Here is a 20,448-nt window from a genome sequence, read left to right on the forward strand (position 1 = left end):
TTCAGGCCTGCGTTTTACCTGTGAAAGCAACCGTCTTGCTCAACTTCTGAAAGCCGGCGCGATCCAGGTGGGAGCCGGCTTGCCGGCGATCACCGGCGCAGCCGGTGCCAGGCACCGCGAATTCAGCGGGCTCACCTACGTGAGCCGGCTTGCCGACGATGTGGCCAGTATCTGCCTCAAAGAAACCACCGGTACTCCCGGGCAGTCACCTCCTGCATGAACGCCAGGTGGTCCTGGCGCTTGTTCTCGCAATACACCATCACGAACGCTTCCCCCAACCCTTCATTCACAGCCGGGTGCCCACGCATGGCTGCGACGGCGCCGAGCATGTCCTTGGGGAAGTCGACCCCGCTGGCGCGATCGTCATTGAGCGGCGCAATCGGCTCCTGCGCGGCATTCAGCCCATGCTCCATGCCGCACAAGATGGCCGCCAGCACCAGGTACGGGTTGGCATCCGCCCCCGCCAGGCGGTGCTCGATACGCACATTGCACGCATCCGACTCGGGGATGCGGATGCATGCGTCACGGTCTTCAAAGCCCCAGCTGGCACGGCTGGCGGCATTGACCATGGCCCCATAACGGCGAAACGCATTGTGGTTGGCGGCGAATATCGGCATGCAGTGCGGCAGCAAGGCCAGGCAACCGGCCACTGCATGGCGCAGCGGGCGCTGCTGGTCAGCCGCCAGCAGGTTGTTGCCGGCCGTGTCGTACAGGCTGACATGCACGTGCATGCCGCTGCCTGGCGCCTGCAGGTAGGGCTTGCTCATGAACGAGGCACGCAGCCCGTGCTTGAGCGCCACGCCGCGGGTACTGCGGCAGAACAAGGCGGCCCAGTCGGCGGCACGCAGGCCGTCATCGCAATGGCCGAAGTTGATTTCGAACTGGCCGGGGCCGAGTTCGGCGGTGATGACGTTGGCGTCGATCCCTTGCGCGTTGGCGGTTGCGACCATGTCGCGCAGCACGTCGCTGAACCGCGACAGCCGTTCGATGTGCATGTTGGGTTGGTCGTCCGCGTCATCGCTGAACGGGTCCCGCGGGAACTGCGGCAACCCCTGCTTGAGTGCCCGGTCGAACAGGTAGAACTCCAGCTCGAACGCCACCACCGGGCGAATGCCGCGCCGCTCCAGGCGCCGCAGCACCCGGGCGAGCACCTCCCTGGGCTCGAACTCGATTGGCGCGGCGGTGCCGTCGGAGCTGATCAGCATCTGGCCCAGCGGTTCGCGCTCCCAGCTCACCGGTTTGAGTGTGCCGGGCACCAGGCGCCGCAGGGCGTCCGGGTCGCCGTCGTTAAAGCAATAGTCGCCAATGGGGAACAGCCCGCCTTGCACGCCCAACAGCACGCAGTTCTGCGGCAGTTTCAGCGGGCTGCCAGCGGCAACCTTTTCGAGCATGTCGATGGGGTAGCGCTTGCCGTAGAAATGCCCGGGGATGTCCAGGCTCAGCAGGTCGACATGGCGCACCTCGGGGTAACGGGTGCGGAAGGCACGTACTTCACTGAGCAAATCGGCAAAGCCTGTCGTTGTCGTTGTCATGCTGTGCTCTCATCGGAATACCCAGAGGACGCGGGTCGTCTGGTCGGTCAGGTTGGCGTAGCGGAAGTGGCTGTGCGGGGGGAGTTGAAAGCTGTCGTTGGGGCCGAGTGTGACGGCGTCCGGGTGGCCATCCAGCCACAGGGTCAGCGCGCCTTCGAGAACGAAACCGCCTTGCTCGGCGCTGTCGTCCAGGTGCCCCTCACCACTGCTGGCACCGGGCGCCAGGTGGCTTTCAAGCATGGCAAAGCGGCCGTTGAGGGTTGGCGAGACCAGTACGTCGCTGATGCCCTCGGCGTAGTAGATCGTGCGCCGTTCACCGGGGCGGGTGACCCAGTCGAGTTCGCGCGGCTGGCTGGTCTGGTAGAAATAGGTGGTGGGTACGTGCAGCGCTTCGCTGATCGCCGTGAGGTCGGCCACGGTCGGCTGCGACAGGCCGCGCTCGACCTGGGACAGAAAGCCCAGCGAGCGCTTGACCTTGATCGCCAGCTCGCCAAGGGTCAGCCCGCGGTGCTTGCGCAGGCCACGAATCAGCAGGGCCAGGCCCTGGGCGTCTTCAGACATGATCGCGCATCCGGTACCAGGCCTTGGCTGCAGCCTCCAGTGGGGCAGCCAACAGGTCGCCGCCCGGGAAGCGGCCATTGGCGATGCCTTGGTACAACGCCAGCAGGTCGTCGTCGCCCAGGATCGCGTCGCTGACCGCGCGCGCCGCTGCCAGGGTCGGCAGCACGCCGTGGCCGGAGAAGCCCTGCAGCCAGTAGCGCTGGCCGTCACGGCCAATGTCCGGGGTGCGCTGGATGCTGCAGTCGATATGCCCGCCCCAGGCATAATCGATGGCAACGCCCGCCAGTTGTGGGAACACACGCTCAAGGTAGGGGCGGGTGGCGCTGGCGACATCCTTCGGAATACCGCCCAGGTAGGTGCAGCCGCCGCCGAACAGCAGGCGGTGGTCAGGCGTGAGCCGGAAGTAGTCGGGTACGAACTGGTTGTCGATCACGCAACTGTTGCGTGGCAACAGCGACCGGGCGAAATCCGCCTCCAGTGGCGCGGTGGCCACTTGATAGGAGCCGACCGGTAGAAGCCGGCGCGACAGGTTGCGGTCAAGGCGGTCGATGTAGGCGTTGCAGGCCAGCACCAGCACATCGCCGTGCACGTGGCCGTGGCCGGTGCGGGCGATATAGCCATTGGCGTTGCGCTGGTAGTCGAGTACCTGGCTTTGCTCGAAAATCTGCCCGCCGGCAGCCTCGATCGCGCTGGCCAGGCCTTGGGCCAGTTTCAGCGGGTTGAGGTGCGCGCCCCGGGCGTCATACAGCGCAGCCTGGTAGCGTGGGCTATCGATCCACTGGGGCAACTCGTCACGGCCGATCAGGCGCAGGGCGTCGTAGCCCCATTTCTGTTCGGCATCGAGCAGGGCCTGTTCCAGCCGTTTCACCCGGCGTGGCAGCACCGATGTCCAGAGGCTGCCGGCCCGGTAATCGATATCGAAGCCGTGACGCTGCGGCAGTTCACGCAGTTCGTCGGCAGCCCAGCACATGCTGGCCCACAGGCGTTGGCTGCGTTCCACACCCAAGGCTTTCTCCAGGGGCGGCATGTCGCATGACCAGCCCAGCAGCGCCTGGCCACCGTTGCGCCCGGAGGCGGCCCAGGCCACCCTGCTGGCTTCCAGCAGCGTCACACGCTTGCCGGCCAAAGCCAGGCGCAGGGCCGTGTGCAGGCCGCTGAAGCCGGCACCGATGAGGATCACATCGGTGTCGTGCCGGCCTTGCAAGGTAGGGCGCAAGGGGATGCTGGCGGGGAAGGTGCGTGCGTAGTAACTGGCGACGTGCTGGGCGGATTGCTTGAACATGCCTTGGCCTCGTGAAATTTTTTATGATTATTTTCATGAAAATTTAGCAGCTGATTTTCATCGCGCCAGTCGAGTCACGTTGGCGCTATGATCGGGTGGCCCTACAGAGGCCCCACGCACCTGCCAGGACTACCTATGCGCCGCCTGCCTTCCCTGACTGCCCTGCGTACCTTCGAGTGCGCTGCCCGCCACGGCCACTTCGGCCGCGCCGCCGCCGAACTGTGTGTGACTGACAGTGCGGTCAGCCACCAGATCCGCCAGCTCGAGGAACAGCTTGGGGTCACTTTGTTCGAACGCGTTGGCCGCCAGGTGCGGCCCAGCGCCGAGGCCGAGCGGCTGTTGCATCACCTGCAGCAGGCCTTCGAACTGATCGGCAAGGCCTGTGACGAGCTGCGCGACCCGGCATCGCAGGCGGTGCTACGGGTGGCGGTGACTGCCGAGCTTGCACAGAAATGGCTGGTGGCGCGGCTCGCCGACTTCAGCGGCCGTTACCCGCACATCACCCTGCATCTGCTCGAGCAGCCGATCGCCGCCGGGGCCCCGGCCTTGGATGTCGACCTGGCCATCACCTATGGCACCAGCACACTCGACGCCAGTACACACTTCGTCAGGCCCTTGCCGCTGCTGCAGTTCTTTCCGGTGTGCAGCCCTGGCCTGTTCAACCAGGGCGGCCTCAAACGCCCACGCGACTTGGTGCGTCATTGCCTGTTGCACGACGACCAGGACGGCCGGACCTGGACCACCTGGCTGGCTACCCATGCCGACGATGCCCTGCCCACGCGCCAGCTCTACTTCCCGCATGCGGCGCTGGCACTGGAGGCGGCGCTGCTGGGGCAGGGCGTGGCCATGGGGGACAACCTGACCTGCCAGGCCGACCTGCAGAGCGGCAGGTTGGTGCGGCCTTTCAGTGCCAGCGTCACCGCGCAGGGGCAATACGCACTGGTGTGCGAGCGCTTGCGCCTGGAACGGGCTGCAGTGGCGCACTTCATCGAATGGTTCATCGAACAGTTGGGTGATAGCTGAATTGAATTCAGCTATCGCTGAGTTTTCATCGTTGGAAGCGTCAGGCCAGTCAGCGTAGCGTGCAGTCATCACTCACCGACACGAGGTTGACTCATGGCACGTTCGCTCTCCACTACGCCCAAGGCCGATGGTTTCCGCTTGCCTGGCGAATTCGAGCCCAAGGCAGGCTGCTGGCTCGGTTGGCCCGAGCGGCCAGATGTGTGGCGCAATGGCGCCAAGCCGGCACAGAAGGTTTGGGTCGAAATCGTCAGCGCCATTGCGTCCAGTGAACCGGTCACGGTTTGCGCGTCCGCTGCCCAGTACGCCAATGCGCGGCGCCTGCTGCCGGCGCAGGTGCGGGTGGTGGAGATGACCTGCAACGACACCTGGTTCCGAGACAGCGGCGCGTGCTTCGTGGTCAACGACGACAGCGGCCAAGTGCGCGGCGTGGACTTTGAATTCAATGCGTACGGTGGCTTGGACGGCGGCCTTTATTACCCGTGGGACAAGGACGACCAGATCGCCCAGAAAATGCTCGAAATCGAAGGTTTGGACCGCTATCGCGCGCCGTTGATTGCCGAACTTGGCGGAATTCAGAGCGACGGCCAGGGCAGCCTGCTGACCACTGAGCAGTGCCTGCTCAACCGTAACCGCAATGCCCACCTGGGCAAGGAGGAGGTCACGCGCCGGCTTGAGGACTACCTGGGCGCCGACCAGGTGATCTGGTTGCCACGCGGTTGCAAGTTCGACGAAACCGATGGCCATGTCGACGACCTGGCGTGTTTCGTGCGGCCGGGTGAAGTGGTGCTGCAGTGGACCGACAACCGGGACGACCCGCAGTGGGAGATCTACCAGGAGGCGTACGACATACTGCGCAGTACCCGCGATGCCCGCGGGCGGGAGTTGAAGGTTCACAAACTGCCCCAGCCCGAGGTGCTGCAGTGGACGGCCGAGGAAGCTGCCGGCCTGGACCAGGTCGAAGGCACTCACGTGCGCAAGGCCGGCACGCAGATCTGTGCGTCGTATATCAACTACTACGCCGGCAACACGGCCATCGTCGTGCCGCTGTTCGGTGACCGCAATGACAGTGTTGCCCAAGCCACCCTGGCCGAGCTGTTCCCTGGCCACCGCATCATTGGCATTGAGAACTCGCGGGAAATCCTGCTAGGTGGCGGCAATGTCGCCTGCATCACCATGCCGCAATATGCTGGAGGCCGTCGCTGATGAAACCGACCCTGCTGGCGGCTGCGCTCGCGCTGGGCTGCGCGGTGTCGGCGGCCCAGGCGGCCGACGCAGAGCAGCCAACCGTCAACCTGTATATCTGGGGCGAATACCTTGCCCCGGACACGCTGACCAACTTCGAGAAAGAAACCGGCATCCGTGTGGTTGCCGACCACTTCGACTCGCTGGAAACCGCAGAGACCAAGTTGCTTACCGGCGGCAGTGGCTACGACGTGGTGCTCAGTGCCGGCCAGCACCTGAGCCGGGCGATAGCCAGCGGTGCGCTGCAGCCTTTGGACAAGGCGCAGCTACCGCACCTGGCGGGTATCGGTGAGGAGTTTCGCCAGCACATGGCGATGTACGACCCTGGCAACCGGTATGCCGGGACCTACGCCTGGGGTACCACCGGCGTCGGTTACCAGCAGCAGGCTGTGACGGCGCGCATGGCTGACGCGCCGGTAGGCAGCTGGGCGATGCTGTTCGACCCGCACGTGGTGGCCAAATTCGCCGACTGTGGGGTCAGCCTGCTCAACGACCCCAACGAGGTGTTCGCCGCGGTGATGCGCTACATGGGCCTGGACATCAACCAGCAGCGCCTGGAGGACCTGAAAGCTGCAGAACTGCAACTGCGAAAGATTCGGCCGTATATCCGCTACTTCGACAACGACCGCAATATCAATGACCTGGCCAACGGCGAAACCTGCGTGGCGATGTCGTGGAACGGCAACGTGGCGATCGCCCAGGCCCAGGCGCAGCAGGCGGGCAAGGCGTTCAACCTGGCGTACAGCATCCCGCAGGAGGGCACGCTGATCTGGCTGGATGCATTGGTGGTGCCCAAGGATGCCCCGCATCCCCAGGCAGCCTGGAAGCTGCTGGACTACCTGATGCGGCCGGAGGTGATTGCGCCGATTACCGATACCATCCATTACGCCAACGCGATCACGGCGGCGGACGGGTTGGTGGACCCGCAGATCCGCAACGCGCCTGGCACTTATCCGCCGGCGCAGGTGAGGGCACGGTTGTATGGCAAGAACGACAACGGCAAGGCGTTCAACCGTGAACTGACGCGAGCGTTCCGCCGGCTGAAAAGCGGCAGGGGTTGACCGGCACCGCTCGCCGGCCCACAGGGGCGCATAGCGCCCCTGCTAACGCTTCAGCGCCCAAGCCAGTCGATCAGGGTGGTGTTGAAGCGCCGTGGCTCCTCGATCTGAGGTGCGTGCCCCATGCCCTCGAAGGTCACCAGCTCGCCTTGGGGAATCAGCTTGGCCACGTGCGGCCCCAGCTCTTTGTACTTGCCGAGCCGCGCCTTGACCTCGGGCGGTGCGATGTCGCTGCCAATGGCCGTGGTGTCCTGGTCGCCGATCAGCAGCAGGGTCGGCATCTTCAAGTCTTTGAACTCGTGGTACACCGGTTGAGTGAAGATCATGTCGTAGATCAGCGCCGAGTTCCACGCCACGGCTTCATGCCCTGGGCCCTTGTTCAGCCCCGCCAGCATCTGCACCCAGCGCTCGTACTCAGGTTTCCAGCGCCCGGCGTAATAGGTCTTGCGCTCGTATTCACGCACGCCGTCGGCATCGAGCTTGAGCTCGCGGGCATACCACTGGTCCACCGTGCGGTAGGGCACGCCGAGGGCTTTCCAGTCTTCCAGGCCGATCGGGTTGACCATGGCCAGGCGCTCGACCTGTTGCGGGTACATCAACGCGTAACGGGTGGCGAGCATGCCGCCGGTGGAATGGCCGAGGATGATCGCTTGCTTGACGCCCAGGTGCTCCAGCAGGGCATGGGTGTTGCTGGCCAGCTGCTGGAAGCTGTATTGGTAATAGCCTGGCTTGCTTGAAGTGCAGAAGCCGACCTGGTCGGGCGCGATGACCCGGTAACCCGCCTGGCTCAACGCATCGATGGTGGTTTCCCAGGTGGCGGCGCAGAAATTCTTGCCATGCATCAGCACCACGCTGCGGCCGTTGGCCTGGCCTTTGGCAGGCACGTCCATGTAGCCCATCTGCAGGCTCTGCCCCTGGGACTGGAAGTCGAAATGCTTGAGGGGGTGGGGGTAGCTGAAGCCTTCGAGCTGCTTGCCGTAAGTGGGGGATTCGGCGGCGATGGCGGGGGCGCCGATGAGGCAGGCCAGGGCCAGGGCGGTTGCGCGTAGCATGGGGGCACTCCGTGTAGGACCATGTAGGAATTGGCGACTGTAACAGCCGTAAAGGCACCTTAAACGTTAAAGGTGTTACCAGGCATGAAACCAACCCAGGGTAATCACCGCTAAGACCAGGTAACGCCCGCCCTTGGCCAGGGTTACCAGGAGTAGGAAACGCCAGAACGGCTCACGCATGATCCCGGCAATCAGCGTCAACGGGTCGCCGATCACCGGCATCCAGCTCAGCAGCAATGACCATTGCCCCCAGCGCTGATAGCGCTGCTGGGCACGTTCCAGTTGGCGGGCGCTGAACGGGAACCAGCGCTTGTCGCGCAGGTGTTCGATGGCCCGCCCCAGCAGCCAGTTGACCACCGAGCCCAGCACGTTGCCCAGGGTGGCGACCAGCAACAGGGGCAGCCAGGCGTCGGGTTGGCGCAGCAGCAGGCCCACCAGCACCGCCTCCGACTGCAGCGGCAGCAGGGTGGCGGCGCCAAAAGCGCTGAGAAACAGCGCCCAGAGGCTCAGCATCAGTAGTTGGCGACAACGCTGTCCTGGCCATCCCGGGTTACCCCGATGACCTGATAGGCGTCCTTGCGATCCCCCATTTCCATGCCTGGCGAGCCCACCGGCATGCCGGGCACGGCCAGGCCGATGAGGTCGTTGCGCTTGGCCAGCAGGCGCACCTGCTCGGCCGGGACATGGCCTTCGACGAACTTGCCGTCGATCACCGCGGTGTGGCACGAAGCCAGCCGCGGCGCCACGCCCAGCCGCTGCTTCACGGCACTCATGTTCGGCTCGACATGGTCGTTGACGGTAAAGCCGTTGTCACGGAGGTGGCTGATCCAGGCCTTGCAGCAACCGCAGTTGGGGTCGCGGTAGACGTCGATGGTTTCGCCAGCCTGGGCCAGCCCGGTGATGGCCAGCAGGCCGAGCGCGATCAGGTGTTTATGCAGCATGGTCAAACGACTCCTGTGGTCAGGCAGGCGCCCGCCCGCCATGCAAATGAGCTGCAGGATAGCGCAGGCGGCTTTCAGGCGCGATGTGCGCTGGCATGATCCTCACCCGCAGCTGTCAGCTGGCTGAACCGGACATTACATTTTTGTCAGCCAGTTCGTCCTGGCACAGGTCGCGCATCAGCAAGCCGTATTCCAGCGCTACCTGCTCCGGGATCGGCAGGTAGACCACATGGCCATCCCCGGGCGCCACGTCGAGGGCCTGCTGCTGGCGGCCGTACAGGTTGTGCAGGTCGAAATGATAATTGCCGCGCGGGGTCATCAGCTCCAGGTGATCGCCTACTGCGAAGCGGTTCTTCACCTTGACTTCGGCACGGCCGTCCACCCGGGCACCGGTCAGTTCGCCGACGAACTGCTGGCGCTCGGACAGCGAATTGCCCCGCTGGTAGTTCTGGTATTCGTCATGCACATGGCGACGCAGGAAACCTTCGGTGTAGCCCCGTTGGGCCAGCGATTCGAGGTTATCCATCAGGGCCCTGTCGAACGGGCGCCCGGCGGCGGCATCGTCTATGGCCTGGCGGTACGACTGCACGGTACGGGCGCAGTAGAAGTGCGACTTGGTGCGGCCTTCGATCTTCAGGGAGTGCACGCCCATGGCCGCCAGCCGCTCGACATGCTGGATGGCGCGCAGGTCCTTGGCATTCATGATGTACGTGCCATGTTCATCTTCGAAGGCCGGCAGCTGGGTACCGGGGCGGTTGCTTTCGTGCAGCAGGAACACCTGATCGGTCGGTGCGCCCAGGCCCAATGTCGGCTCGACCTCGCGCACGATATCGCCGGCCGCGTTTTCAGTAGCTGGGGTGGCGTTGTACTTCCAGCGGCAGGCGTTGGTGCATGTGCCCTGGTTGGCATCGCGCTTGTTGAGGTAGCCCGACAGCAGGCAGCGGCCAGAGTAGGCCATGCACAGGGCGCCGTGGACGAACACTTCCAGTTCCATGTCAGGCACGTGCTGGCGGATTTCGCCTATTTCTTCGAGTGACAGTTCCCGCGACAGGATCACCCGGCTCAAGCCCAGGCGCTGCCAGAACTGCACGCTGGCTCAGTTGACCGTATTGGCCTGTACTGAGAGGTGCACAGCCATCTGCGGGAAGTGCTGGCGCACCAGCATGATCAGGCCGGGATCGGACATGATCAGTGCATCGGGCGCCATGTCGATCACGGGCGCCAGGTCCTTGAGAAAGGTCTTGAGCTTGGCGTTGTGCGGCGCGATGTTGACCACCACGTAAAAGCGCTTGCCCTGTGCATGGGCTTCCTGGATGCCCAGCGCCAGGTTGGCATGGTCGAATTCGTTGTTGCGTACCCGCAGGCTGTAGCGTGGCTGGCCGGCGTAGACCGCGTCGGCGCCATAGGCGAATGCATAGCGCAGGGTCTTGAGGGTGCCGGCAGGGGCCAGCAATTCAGGCTTGGCAGGAGCGTTCATGTGAGCACCGGGACAAAAGGCACGGATGGTAAGGCCCGCATGCGGCGGATGAATTGATTTGAATCAACGCCGGGGTGGCACTTTTGCCCGGGTAGTGTGCACTAATGTCCAGCACTCACGAGGAACCGCCATGAACCAAACCGCTTTGCAGAACAAGGCCCTGGCAGTATTGCTGGCGCTGGTGACCATTGCCTTCGGCTGGATCCTGCTGCCGTACTATGGCGCCATCTTCTGGGCGGTGATCCTCGGCATCCTGTTCGCGCCACTGCAGCGCAACCTGCTGATCCGCTTCGGCAGGCGGCGTAACCTGACGGCGGCGGCCACCTTGCTGATTTGCCTGTTGGTGGCCATCTTGCCAGTGATCGTCACCAGCGCCTTGCTGGTGCAGGAGGGCGCTACCCTTTACCAGCGTATCGAGAGCGGGGAGCTGGATATCGCCGGCTATGTCGAGCGCGGCATGAACATGCTGCCGCCTTTCTTGCAGCACAGCCTGGACAGCATGGGCATGGGCAACCTGGAAGGGCTGCGCGACAAGATCACCAAATGGGCCACCCAGGGCAGCCAGATACTGGCCACTCAGGCCTTCAGTTTTGGCCAGGGCACTTTCGAGTTTCTGATCAGCTTCGGCATCATGCTCTACCTGCTGTTCTTCTTTCTGCGTGAGGGCGCAGAGGTGGCGCGGCGGGTACGCCTGGCCGTACCGCTGCCAGAGCACCAGAAGCGCCGCCTGCAGTTGAAGTTCAACCGTGTGGTGCGCGCCACGGTCAAGGGCAATGTGCTGGTGGCGATCACCCAGGGCGCCCTGGGCGGTTTCATCTTCTGGGTACTGGATATACCCAGCGCACTGGTCTGGGCGGTGCTGATGGCGTTTCTGTCACTGCTGCCGGCAGTGGGCGCGGGGATCATCTGGGCACCGGTGGCGGCGTATTTCCTGTTGACCGGGGCGATCTTGCAGGGGGTGATCCTGACCGCCTTCGGCGTGCTGGTGATTGGCCTGGTGGACAACCTGTTGCGGCCGATCCTGGTGGGCAAGGATACGCGGATGCCCGACTACCTGATTCTGGTGTCCACCTTGGGTGGGCTGGCCGTATTCGGCCTCAACGGGTTCGTGATCGGGCCGCTGATCGCGGCGCTCTTCATTTCCAGCTGGGGGATTTTCGCCGCGACCAAACCGCAGGTGCAGTTGCCTCAATAGGGGGCTGCCGCGCAGCCCATGCCGGCCTCAACGGAAACTGTATGAAACCCCGGCATAGATGCCAAACCCTTCCCCAGGCGTCGACCGGGCGATGTCCTGCCCGGCATCGTCGTACCCCGGCGTGACTGTCGCCGCATAGCGTTCGTTGGTCAGGTTGCGCAGGTCAAGCCAGGTCTGCCAGTCCTGTTTCGGCGAGTCCCAGCCCAGCCGCGCACCGAGCAGTGCATAGGCATCGGCGTGGTAACTGTTGGCGTAATCGACTTGCACCTTGGACGCCATCTGCGTGTTGACCCCGGCATAGAAGCCGCTTGGCCAGTCGTAGCGCAGCTCGGCCTGGTAGTAATGCATGGGAATCCCAGGCAGGCGGTTGTCGCCGAAGGTATCGTCGTCCCGGTAGTGGAAATCGCTGAACGTGTAGGCCTGGCGCAAACTGATCTTACCCGTGCCAGGCTGCTCCCAGAGGGTGCTGTCCAGGCCGGCCTCCACGCCTTGGTGTACCGTGGCGCTGGCATTGACCTCCTTGGCCGGGAGCCCCGCCTCGATTTCGACGGCCAACAGTTCATGGCGCACTTGCGAGTAGTACCAGGCCAGGTCCCAGCGGCCCAGCGCCGAATCGCCGCGGGCGCCCAGCTCCAGCGTGGTGGCGGTCTGGTTTTGCAGTTCGATCGGCTGCGTGGCGACCGTGGAACTCCAGATAAGTGACCATGGGTGAGGTGGCTCCACAGACCGGCTCAGGTTGCCGTACACCTGCAACTGCGGGTCGATGTCATAGCGCAGGCCCAAGCGCGGTGCATAGTCCCAGTCATGTTGGCTCACCTTGCCGCCATCCTGCGGATAGGTGACCGCACTTTCACGGCGTGTGTAGATCATCGCCAGGCCAGTGGTCAGCCACAGGTCAGGGATCAGCTCCAGATCGTTGCCGACGTGCAGGACGGTATCCGACCCCTGGTAGCTGAAATCGCGGCTGCGTGCGCCGAAGTTGTCGCCCGTGCTGCGGGCGAACTGCGAGGCGCCGCTGTTGGGCAGGTGCTTGGTGGTTCGCCAGCCCACGGTGGTGTTGCTCTGGTGACCCAGCAGGGTATCGCGGCGTATGTAGTTCAGCGTGCCGCTGACATCGGTGTAGGCGACCTTCAGGCGCATCGGGCCTTCACGCAGGTCCATGGGGAAGTCGTGGTACACCAGCCCGGCTTCCACACGGGCATCGTCCTCGAGGTAGAAGGTGGTCTTGTTGGCCACCCAGGTGCTGCCCGGTTGCGGCCGGCTGTCGTCACGCGCCAGGTAGGCGGCGTTGGCGGCACGTGGGTGGTGCTTGATCTGGTCCTTGGTCAGGCGCCCGGCCAGCTCGTTCTCGGTTTCCCGGTAGCGCAGGTAGAAGCGCGTTTCCAGGTTGGGGTTGAACCGATAACCAACGTTGGCTGCGATGCCTTTGGCACTGCCGCTGCTGTGCGCCTGGTAGCCGTCGTATTCCGAGTCGGTGAGTGCTACGTAATAGTCGAGGTTGCCCAAAACCTGACCAGAGCTGATGTGCCTGTGCTGATAGCCGCGGCTGCCGGCCTCGTAGCGCACCTGCAACGGCGAGGCATCGTAGCCGGTATGCGTTACGTAGTTGATTGCGCCGCCCAGCGCCAGCGCGCCCTGATCGAAGCCGTTTGCCCCTCGCAACACGTCGGCGCGGCTCAGCCACAGCGGCTCGAACAGCTCGTAAGGGGTACCGCCCGGGCCAGTCAGCGGCAGGCCGTCGAACAGCGTGTACACCCCTGAGCCGTGCGCCCCGGGTGCGCGGTTGATGCCTGAGCCGCGGATGGACAGCTTGATGCCATCGTTACCGGCCGACTGGGCGAACACCCCCGGCTGGTAGGCCAGCACGTCCTGGTTGCTGGCCACCCGTCCTTGCCCCACGCGCTGCATGTCCACCAGGTTGCTGGCGCCAGGCACTGCGTGCAGACGCTCGCGGGCGTCTTCCAGTTCGCTGTGGGCTTCGTCACTGATCAGCACCTCACCCAGTTCGACCGCAGGTGCGGCAGACACGTGCTGGGCGACAGCGAAAAGGGCCGCAAGGCCAATGCAGGGCGAGGGGGGCAACACGGGGCGCATCGTACAACTCCAGGTGAAAAGGGTAGGCAACGGCGTTGTGACGAGCGAAACGCCGCGCAGAGCACGGAGAGTTTCAGTTAATTGAAAGCAGCCATTGAGGACGAGTGTGTAGGACGGCGGTTTACAAAGCGTATGAATGGCACGGGTGTTTTGCGATTCGTATGGTGGAGTCCTACCGCGTCAGTCCCATAGCTGACGTGAACTGGCCATGATTGTTTGGAGTTCGGTGATGAAAGCCAATACGCGACAGAGCGAAGGCAGCCAAGTGGATACGCCTATTCGCCTGACCCCGCGAGAGCAGCAGGTATTGCTGTGGTGTGCCTATGGCAAGAGTTCGTGGGAAATCGGTCAGATCCTGCAGTGCCAGGAATCGACGGTGAATTTCCATGTGGGCAATATCCTGCGCAAATTCGATGTAACCACTCGCGTCGCCGCCGTGATCAAGGCCATTCGCTACGGCATGCTCGCAGAGCAGTGAGGCACTCATGAATGAAGTCGCATTGATTGATGGCGCTTTGTCCAGCGTCGTACCGTGGCTCGAGCGCGACGGGCGGGTGCTTTTCGGTGCAGTGTTGGGCGCTTTGCTGGTCAGCGCGGTGCGGGATCGGCTGGTCATCGTTTCGCGCAAGCGGCTTACGATGGGCAAGCAAGCCTTGCTGGCCCTGCTCAGCGTTGGCGTGGGTTGCCTGTTCGAGCCGCTGTTGCAAGGCTTGGCCCCCATGCTTTCCCGGGGCATGGCTGCTTTCGTGGCGGCGGTCGTGGTGGTGCCGATCAGCCTCAAAGTCATGGTATGGCTCGAATCGGTGGACCTTCGAGAAATCGTCCAGCGTTGGCGCCGTCGCGGTTAACCCTTGGAGGTATCCGGCAGACGGTAGGCGAGTGCATCCAGTTTCTTCTCTAACTCCTGGATGCGCTGCTTGTCCTTGATGTACAGCAGCGTGGCCTCGCGGTCGGTGCGTGACAGGCTGCGCAAGCGTTCGAGCATGTCATCTTCCCAGCCTTCAGCGGTGTGCAAGGTACGCCCGCGCTCACCCATCAGCAGCCAGTCCAGCGAGCAAGCGTGCTGGCGGGCAATATCTACGCATAATGAGTATGGGATGCTGTCCCGTACCTTCCAACTGCTCAGCGTCTGTGGGCTTACACCCAGCGCTCGGGCCAGTTGGGCGTCGCTTTCGGACTGGGTAATTTGCTTGAGGCGAGTCAGCACCGAGGCGAAAAAGCGGCTACTCATAACAGATATCCATAGCTGGTTTAATGACATTCCCTAGGCTTAAACTACTCGTTATGAATAATAACCCTGCAAAATGAGGAACATTATCGGCATGAACAGCAGTTTGATGAAAATCCCTTCTTATACCGTAGGCAATACTGACACAAATGGACGATCAACCTTACAGCCTAGGCCATCGCTCGGCCTTTACAGGTATCTACCGTGAGTACTTACAAGCTGGTCTGCCCCCATTGCCATAGCCGGATGCGCATACGCACCAGCGAAGGGCGCCACATTTTCCTCAGAGTGGCCTATTTGCAATGCACCACAGAGGCCTGTGGCTGGTCGGTGAGGGCCGAGTTCGAAATGACCCATGAACTGTCACCCAGTGGGATGCCTAATCCGGATGTGTACTTGCCATCGGCCAGCAGTGATGTACGCAGGACGGCACTGCGCCGCAGTGAAGATGTTGCGCCAGGCAGGCAAACGGAAGGTTAGCGTAGCCGGCACTGCATGCAGCGCAGATAAAAAAACACCCCGCATAAGCGGGGTGTTTGGTATTGCCGGGTTGATCAGCCGATCAGTTGCAGGCCAGCCTGCTGGACCATGTCCAGCAATGGCTGCGGGTATACGCCCAGGACGAAGGCGAGAATGGCGATCGCCAGCAGCATGACGCCACCAGTGCGCTGTTCCCACTTCAGCGGCGCATCGTGGCGGCGCAGGTTCGGCTCGACCAGGTACAGGGTGACCATCACGCGCAGGTAGTAGTAAACGCCGATGGCGCTACCGACTACCAGGGCACCGACCAGCCACCACAGGTGCGACTCGACGCCAGTGGCGATGATGTAGAACTTGCCGATGAAGCCCGCGGTCAGCGGGATACCGGCCAGCGACAGCATCATCACGGTCAGCACTGCGGTCAGGTACGGGCGGCGCCAGAACAGGCCGCGGTACTCGTACAGCGCATCGGCATCACGGCCGCCGTAAGGCGAGGACATCAGGGTAATGACACCGAAGGCCCCCAGGCTGGTGATCACGTAGGTGACCAGGTACACGCCCATCGCTTCCATGGCCAGGCCCTTGCTGGCGATCAGGGCGATGAGCAGGTAGCCGAAGTGGGCGATGGACGAGTAACCGAGCAGACGCTTGAGGTTGCTCTGGGTCAGCGCCAGCAGGTTACCGACCAGGATCGAGGCGACCGCAATCACCGCCAGCACGGTGCTCAGCACGCCACTGCTGGCAGCAGGGGAGAGCATGAACAGGCGTACCACCACGGCGAACACCGCGACCTTGCTCGCGGTAGCCAGGAACGCGGCGACCGGTGCCGGGGCGCCTTCGTACACGTCCGGGGTCCACAGGTGGAAGGGTACCAGCGACAGCTTGAAGGCCAGGCCGACCAGCATCATGCCCAGGCCCAGTTGCGCCAGCAGGCTTGGCATGCTGGTGGCGGCCAGGGCTTTGCCGATCTGGTCGAAGCTCAGGCTGCCGGCATCGGCATACAGCAGGGCCATGCCGAACAGCAGGAAGGCCGAGCCTGCGGCCGACAGCACCATGTACTTGATACCGGCTTCCAGCGAACGCTTGTTGAAGAAGGCATACGCCACCAGGCCGTAGACCGGCACCGACAGCAGCTCCAGGCCGATGAACAGGCCGGCCAGGTGGTTGGCGCTGACCAGCACCAGGCCACCGAGGGCCGACATCAACAGCAGCAGGTAGAGTTCTTCACGGTTGCCCGGGAAACCCTTGGCGCCTTCACCCAGATAGGCGTGAGCCAGTGTGACGCAGGCCAGCGTGGCCACCAGAACGATCGCCATGTACAGGCAGGCGAACTTGTCGATGGTGACCAGCGAGGTCACCGCCAGCGGCGCGACCTTCAGCGCCGGCAGGATCGACAGCAGGGCCAGGTTCAGGCCCACCGTGGACAGCAGGAAGGTCTGCGAGTGGTTGCGCTTCCAGGCGATCGCCAGCATCACCACCACCGTGGTGATGGTGGTGATCAGCATCGGCGCCAATGCGATGAAGTGTTGAGTGGTGAATTCCATAGCGCTCTTACCGGGCCGAAGCGAGTTGAGTGAAAGCGGAGCCAAGCCACTGCTGCACACCGCTCATGGTGGCGGCAGAAGTGTCGAGGAACGGCTGCGGGTACACACCAAGCACGATCAGCAGCACTGCCAGGCCCAGCACCATGATCAGCTCGCGGCCGTCCATGCCGGCCAGCACGGTGTCGCTCTTGCTTGGGCCGAAGTAGGCACGGTGGATCATGATCAGCGAGTAGACCGAGCCGAAGACCAGGCCGGTGGTGGCGATCACGGTGATCCACGGCACGCTGGCGAAGCTGCCGATCAGGATCAGGAACTCGCCAACGAAGTTGCCGGTGCCTGGCAGGCCCAGCGATGCAGCGGCGAAGAACAGGCTGATAGCGGGCAGGTAGGCGATGCGGTGCCACAGGCCACCCATCTGGCGCATGTCACGGGTATGCAGGCGCTCGTACAGCTGGCCGGACAGGATGAACAGCGCGGCAGCCGACAGGCCGTGGGCCAGCATCTGGATCACCGCGCCTTGCAGGGCCTGCTGGCTGCCGGAGTAGATACCGATCAGCACGAAGCCCATGTGCGAGACGCTGGAGAAGGCGATCAGGCGCTTGATGTCGGTCTGCGCGAAGGCCAGGAAGGCACCGTAGAAGATGCCGATCAGGCCCAGGGTCATGGCGATCGGTGCAAACTCGGCCGAAGCGTTGGGGAACAGCGGCAGGGCGAAGCGCAGCAGGCCGTAGGCGGCTGTCTTCAGCAAGATGCCCGCCAGGTCCACGGAGCCTGCGGTCGGTGCCTGGGCGTGTGCATCAGGCAGCCAGGAGTGGAACGGCACCACCGGCAGCTTTACCGCGAAGGCGATGAAGAAGCCCAACATCAGCAGGTACTCGACGCCCGCCGGCAGTTCGGCCTTGAGCAAGTCGCTGTAGTTGAAGGTCAGCACGCCGGTGGTGTTGTAGTTGACAAGCACCAGGCCAAGGATCGCCACCAGCATGATCAGGCCGCTGGCCTGGGTGAAGATGAAGAACTTGGTGGCGGCGTAGATTCGGGTCTTCTTGCCGTCTGCCGAGCTGTGACCCCAGAGCGCGATGAGGAAATACATCGGCACCAGCATCATTTCCCAGAAGAAGAAGAACAGGAACAGGTCCAGTGCCAGGAACACACCGACCACGCCGCCGAGGATCCACATCAGGTTGAGGTGGAAGAAGCCGACGTGGCGCTGGATCTCTTTCCAGGAGCACAGTACCGAAAGCACACCGAGCAGGCCGGTGAGCAGGATCATCAGCAGCGACAGGCCATCGAGGGCCAGGTGGATGCTGATGCCGAAGCGCTTGATCCACTCGAGCTTGTATTCGAGTGCCCAGGCAGGTTCGGCGCCCGGTGCAGGCGCCAGGGTGTAGTCGCCGGTGCCCCACAGCCACAGGCCGATGCCGAGCAGCAGGGACATGGTCAGCAGCGCGATCCAGCGCGGCAGGGTGGAGCCGAAGCGCTCACCCAGCCAGCACAGGAAGCCGCCGATGAAAGGGATCAGGATCAGCCAAGGCAAAATCATGACGGGTTGGTTTCCTTTGGCAAAGTCGCAAGATTCATAGTCATACCGCAGCCACTACCACCGCACCGAGTACCAGCACGGCGCCGACGGCGATCGAGGCGGTGTACCAGCGCAGCTGACCGGTCTCGGTCTTGCTCATGGCGACGTGGCCGCCACGCGCCATGCGGGGGATCAGGCCGATGCTGCGGTCAACCGGGTCCTTGCGCAGGATGTGGCTGATCAGCAGATAAGGTTTGACGAAGAGCTTGTCGTAGATCCAGTCGAAGCCCCAGGCAGCGAACCACCAGGCCGACAGGACACGGCCGATGCTGCTGTTGGCGACGGCGCTGACGAAGCGGCGCTTGCCCAGGAACAGCAGGGCCGACAGCAGGATACCAGCGATGGCGATGGCGCCCGAGGCGATCTCCAGCGAGTGCTTGGCGTCACCGCCGGCATGGCCTGCGCTTTCAGGCAGCACGCCTGCCAGCGGCGGGTGGATCCAGGCGCCAACGAAGGTCGACAGCACGATCAGTACGCCCAGCGGCAGCCAGTGGCTGATGCCGTGGCCGGCGTGGGCCTCGGTCTTGGCTTCGCCATGGAAGGCGATGAAGATCAGGCGGAAGGTGTACAGCGAGGTCATGAACGCACCGACCAGGCCGGCGTACAGCAGGCCGGTGTTGCCGCTGGCGAAGGCTTCCCAGAGGATCTCGTCCTTGGAGTAGAAGCCGACGGTCAGGATCGGCAGGGCGGCCAGGGCGGCACCACCGACCACGAAGCTGGCGTAGGCCAGCGGCAGTTTCTTCCACAGGCCGCCCATCTTGAAGATGTTCTGCTCGTGGTGGCAGGCAACGATCACCGCACCCGAGGCAAGGAACAGCAGGGCCTTGAAGAAGGCGTGGGTCATCAGGTGGAAGATTGCCGCGTCCCAGGCACCCACGCCCAGCGCCAGGAACATGTAGCCGATCTGGCTCATGGTCGAGTAGGCGAGGATACGCTTGATGTCGGTCTGCACCAGCGCAGCGAAGCCTGCCAGTACCAGGGTCACGCCACCGACCACACCTACAAGGTGCAGGATGTCCGGCGCCAGCAGGAACAGGCCGTTGGTGCGGGCGATCAGGTACACGCCTGCGGTCACCATGGTGGCGGCGTGGATCAGTGCCGAAACCGGGGTAGGGCCTGCCATCGCGTCGGCCAGCCAGGTCTGCAGGGGCAGCTGTGCCGATTTACCCACCGCACCACCGAGCAGCATCAGCGTGGCCAGCACCATCCAGGTGTCGCCAGCCTGGAATTTCTGTGGTGCCAGCACCAGCAGTTCCTGCACGTTCAGGGTGCCCAGCTGGGCGAACAGGATGAACAGGCCGATGGCCATGAACACGTCGCCGATACGGGTGACGATGAAGGCCTTGAGTGCCGCGTTACCGTTGTTGCGGTTGCTGTAGTAGAAACCGATCAACAGGTACGAGCACAGGCCCACGCCTTCCCAGCCGAAGTAGATGAACAGCAGGTTATCGCCCAGGATCAGGAACAGCATGCTGGCGATGAACAGGTTGGTGTAGGAGAAGAAGCGCGAGTAACCGGCTTCGCCACGCATGTACCAGGACGCGAACAGGTGAATCAGGAAGCCGACGCCAGTGACCACGCCGAGCATGGTCACCGACAGGCCGTCCAGGTACAGGGTGAAGTTCGGCGCGAAGCCGTCCACCGACATCCACTGCCACAGCAGCTGGCTGTACGCGCCGCCTTCAGGCGGGGCGACATTGAATTGCCAGATGACGTAGGCCGCCACGGCGGCCGAGAGGCCGACCGAGCCGACGCCGATCAGGGCGGACAGGTTCTCCGAGAACCGCCCGCGCGAGAACGACAGCAGCAAGAAGCCGATCAGGGGGAAGACGAAAGTCAGGAAGAGAAGGTTCATCCGCGCATCTCACTGGCAGCATCGATGTCGAGAGTGTGGAAGCGGCGATACAGCTGCAGCAGGATCGCCAGGCCGATACTGGCCTCGGCGGCTGCCAGGCTGATCACCAGAATGAACATCACCTGGCCGTCGGGCTGGACCCAACGGGCACCGGCGACGACGAACGCCAGGGCAGAGGCGTTCATCATGACTTCCAGGCTCATGAGCACGAAGAGGATGTTGCGGCGGACCATCAGGCCAACCAGACCTAAGCAGAACAGGATGCCGGCGACCGCCAGCCCATGCTCGAGAGGGATAGCACCCAT

Annotated in this window: 19 protein-coding genes and 1 pseudogene; 7 read left to right on the top strand and 13 right to left on the bottom strand. The window is 63.5% G+C overall.

From position 1 onward, the window contains the following. Positions 1-176 precede the first annotated feature (176 nt). Genes OSW16_RS09740 through OSW16_RS09750 form a run of 3 tightly spaced genes read right to left on the bottom strand, consistent with a single transcriptional unit; the run spans position 177 to position 3,375 of the window. A complete protein-coding gene (locus OSW16_RS09740) occupies positions 177-1,532 on the bottom strand; it encodes a glutamine synthetase family protein (protein ID WP_267822629.1) in 1,356 nt (451 codons plus the stop codon). A 9-nt stretch (positions 1,533-1,541) separates the two neighbouring features. After that, a complete protein-coding gene (locus tag OSW16_RS09745; RefSeq protein ID WP_267822631.1) occupies positions 1,542-2,093 on the bottom strand; it encodes a helix-turn-helix domain-containing protein in 552 nt (183 codons plus the stop codon). Then, a complete protein-coding gene (locus OSW16_RS09750; protein WP_267822633.1) occupies positions 2,086-3,375 on the bottom strand; it encodes an NAD(P)/FAD-dependent oxidoreductase in 1,290 nt (429 codons plus the stop codon). The genes OSW16_RS09745 and OSW16_RS09750 overlap by 8 nt, the downstream gene beginning before the upstream one ends. Positions 3,376-3,510: 135 nt before the next feature. On the opposite strand from OSW16_RS09750, the gene OSW16_RS09755 reads away from it, so the two are divergent. The 3 genes from OSW16_RS09755 to OSW16_RS09765 all read left to right on the top strand — a co-directional run bounded on the left by OSW16_RS09755 (position 3,511) and on the right by OSW16_RS09765 (position 6,701). Further along, the gene (locus OSW16_RS09755; RefSeq protein WP_241803323.1) at positions 3,511-4,398 is read left to right on the top strand and encodes a LysR substrate-binding domain-containing protein; all 888 of its coding nucleotides are present in this window, start codon (positions 3,511-3,513) and stop codon (positions 4,396-4,398) included. Between the two features lie 93 nt (positions 4,399-4,491). Continuing rightward, positions 4,492-5,601, top strand: a complete 1,110-nt coding sequence (aguA, locus tag OSW16_RS09760; RefSeq protein ID WP_267822636.1) for an agmatine deiminase — start codon at positions 4,492-4,494, stop codon at positions 5,599-5,601. Then, positions 5,601-6,701, top strand: coding sequence for an extracellular solute-binding protein (locus tag OSW16_RS09765; RefSeq protein WP_267822638.1), 1,101 nt, complete (start codon positions 5,601-5,603; stop codon positions 6,699-6,701). The genes aguA and OSW16_RS09765 overlap by 1 nt, the downstream gene beginning before the upstream one ends. A 50-nt stretch (positions 6,702-6,751) precedes the next feature. Here OSW16_RS09765 and OSW16_RS09770 read toward each other — a convergent pair whose 3' ends face one another. The 4 genes and pseudogenes from OSW16_RS09770 to yegQ form a co-directional block, all read right to left on the bottom strand. Next, on the bottom strand, positions 6,752-7,750 hold the full coding sequence (locus OSW16_RS09770) for an alpha/beta fold hydrolase (protein WP_267822640.1): 999 nt from the start codon (positions 7,748-7,750) through the stop codon (positions 6,752-6,754). Between the two features lie 75 nt (positions 7,751-7,825). Next, on the bottom strand, positions 7,826-8,263 hold the full coding sequence (locus tag OSW16_RS09775) for a YqaA family protein (protein ID WP_267822642.1): 438 nt from the start codon (positions 8,261-8,263) through the stop codon (positions 7,826-7,828). Next, a complete protein-coding gene (locus tag OSW16_RS09780) occupies positions 8,263-8,691 on the bottom strand; it encodes a DUF411 domain-containing protein (protein WP_267822644.1) in 429 nt (142 codons plus the stop codon). The genes OSW16_RS09775 and OSW16_RS09780 overlap by 1 nt, the downstream gene beginning before the upstream one ends. A 115-nt stretch (positions 8,692-8,806) precedes the next feature. Beyond that, a pseudogene (yegQ, locus tag OSW16_RS09785) lies at positions 8,807-10,168 on the bottom strand (tRNA 5-hydroxyuridine modification protein YegQ). A 130-nt stretch (positions 10,169-10,298) separates the two neighbouring features. Here yegQ and OSW16_RS09790 point away from each other — a divergent pair. Beyond that, a complete protein-coding gene (locus tag OSW16_RS09790; RefSeq protein WP_267822646.1) occupies positions 10,299-11,363 on the top strand; it encodes an AI-2E family transporter in 1,065 nt (354 codons plus the stop codon). Between the two features lie 27 nt (positions 11,364-11,390). Here OSW16_RS09790 and OSW16_RS09795 read toward each other — a convergent pair whose 3' ends face one another. Beyond that, the gene (locus tag OSW16_RS09795; protein WP_267822648.1) at positions 11,391-13,457 is read right to left on the bottom strand and encodes a TonB-dependent receptor family protein; all 2,067 of its coding nucleotides are present in this window, start codon (positions 13,455-13,457) and stop codon (positions 11,391-11,393) included. Positions 13,458-13,686: 229 nt separating this feature from the next. On the opposite strand from OSW16_RS09795, the gene OSW16_RS09800 reads away from it, so the two are divergent. Both OSW16_RS09800 and OSW16_RS09805 read left to right on the top strand, forming a co-directional pair. Beyond that, positions 13,687-13,935 (top strand): response regulator transcription factor, encoded by a 249-nt coding sequence (locus tag OSW16_RS09800; protein WP_241803332.1) that lies wholly within the window; start codon positions 13,687-13,689, stop codon positions 13,933-13,935. A gap of 7 nt (positions 13,936-13,942) precedes the next feature. Beyond that, positions 13,943-14,305 (top strand): hypothetical protein, encoded by a 363-nt coding sequence (locus OSW16_RS09805; RefSeq protein WP_267822650.1) that lies wholly within the window; start codon positions 13,943-13,945, stop codon positions 14,303-14,305. Here OSW16_RS09805 and OSW16_RS09810 read toward each other — a convergent pair. Then, on the bottom strand, positions 14,302-14,688 hold the full coding sequence (locus OSW16_RS09810) for a helix-turn-helix domain-containing protein (RefSeq protein ID WP_267822652.1): 387 nt from the start codon (positions 14,686-14,688) through the stop codon (positions 14,302-14,304). The genes OSW16_RS09805 and OSW16_RS09810 overlap by 4 nt on opposite strands. 201 nt (positions 14,689-14,889) lie before the next feature. On the opposite strand from OSW16_RS09810, the gene OSW16_RS09815 reads away from it, so the two are divergent. Beyond that, positions 14,890-15,165, top strand: coding sequence for an ogr/Delta-like zinc finger family protein (locus OSW16_RS09815; RefSeq protein ID WP_241803335.1), 276 nt, complete (start codon positions 14,890-14,892; stop codon positions 15,163-15,165). A gap of 74 nt (positions 15,166-15,239) precedes the next feature. Here OSW16_RS09815 and nuoN read toward each other — a convergent pair whose 3' ends face one another. From nuoN to nuoK, 4 genes are read right to left on the bottom strand one after another with little or no spacing between them, the layout of a single operon-like run. Beyond that, positions 15,240-16,709, bottom strand: coding sequence for an NADH-quinone oxidoreductase subunit NuoN (nuoN, locus tag OSW16_RS09820; RefSeq protein ID WP_241803336.1), 1,470 nt, complete (start codon positions 16,707-16,709; stop codon positions 15,240-15,242). A gap of 7 nt (positions 16,710-16,716) precedes the next feature. Then, positions 16,717-18,249: an NADH-quinone oxidoreductase subunit M gene (nuoM, locus tag OSW16_RS09825; RefSeq protein WP_012313762.1), complete on the bottom strand. Its 1,533-nt coding sequence runs from the start codon at positions 18,247-18,249 to the stop codon at positions 16,717-16,719. 40 nt (positions 18,250-18,289) lie between these two features. Then, a complete protein-coding gene (nuoL, locus tag OSW16_RS09830; RefSeq protein ID WP_267822656.1) occupies positions 18,290-20,143 on the bottom strand; it encodes an NADH-quinone oxidoreductase subunit L in 1,854 nt (617 codons plus the stop codon). Beyond that, positions 20,140-20,448: an NADH-quinone oxidoreductase subunit NuoK gene (gene nuoK / locus OSW16_RS09835; RefSeq protein ID WP_003251446.1), complete on the bottom strand. Its 309-nt coding sequence runs from the start codon at positions 20,446-20,448 to the stop codon at positions 20,140-20,142. The genes nuoL and nuoK overlap by 4 nt, the downstream gene beginning before the upstream one ends.

The sequence above is a fragment of the Pseudomonas putida genome, from assembly GCF_026625125.1.
Classification (GTDB): Bacteria; Pseudomonadota; Gammaproteobacteria; order Pseudomonadales; family Pseudomonadaceae; genus Aquipseudomonas; species Aquipseudomonas putida_X.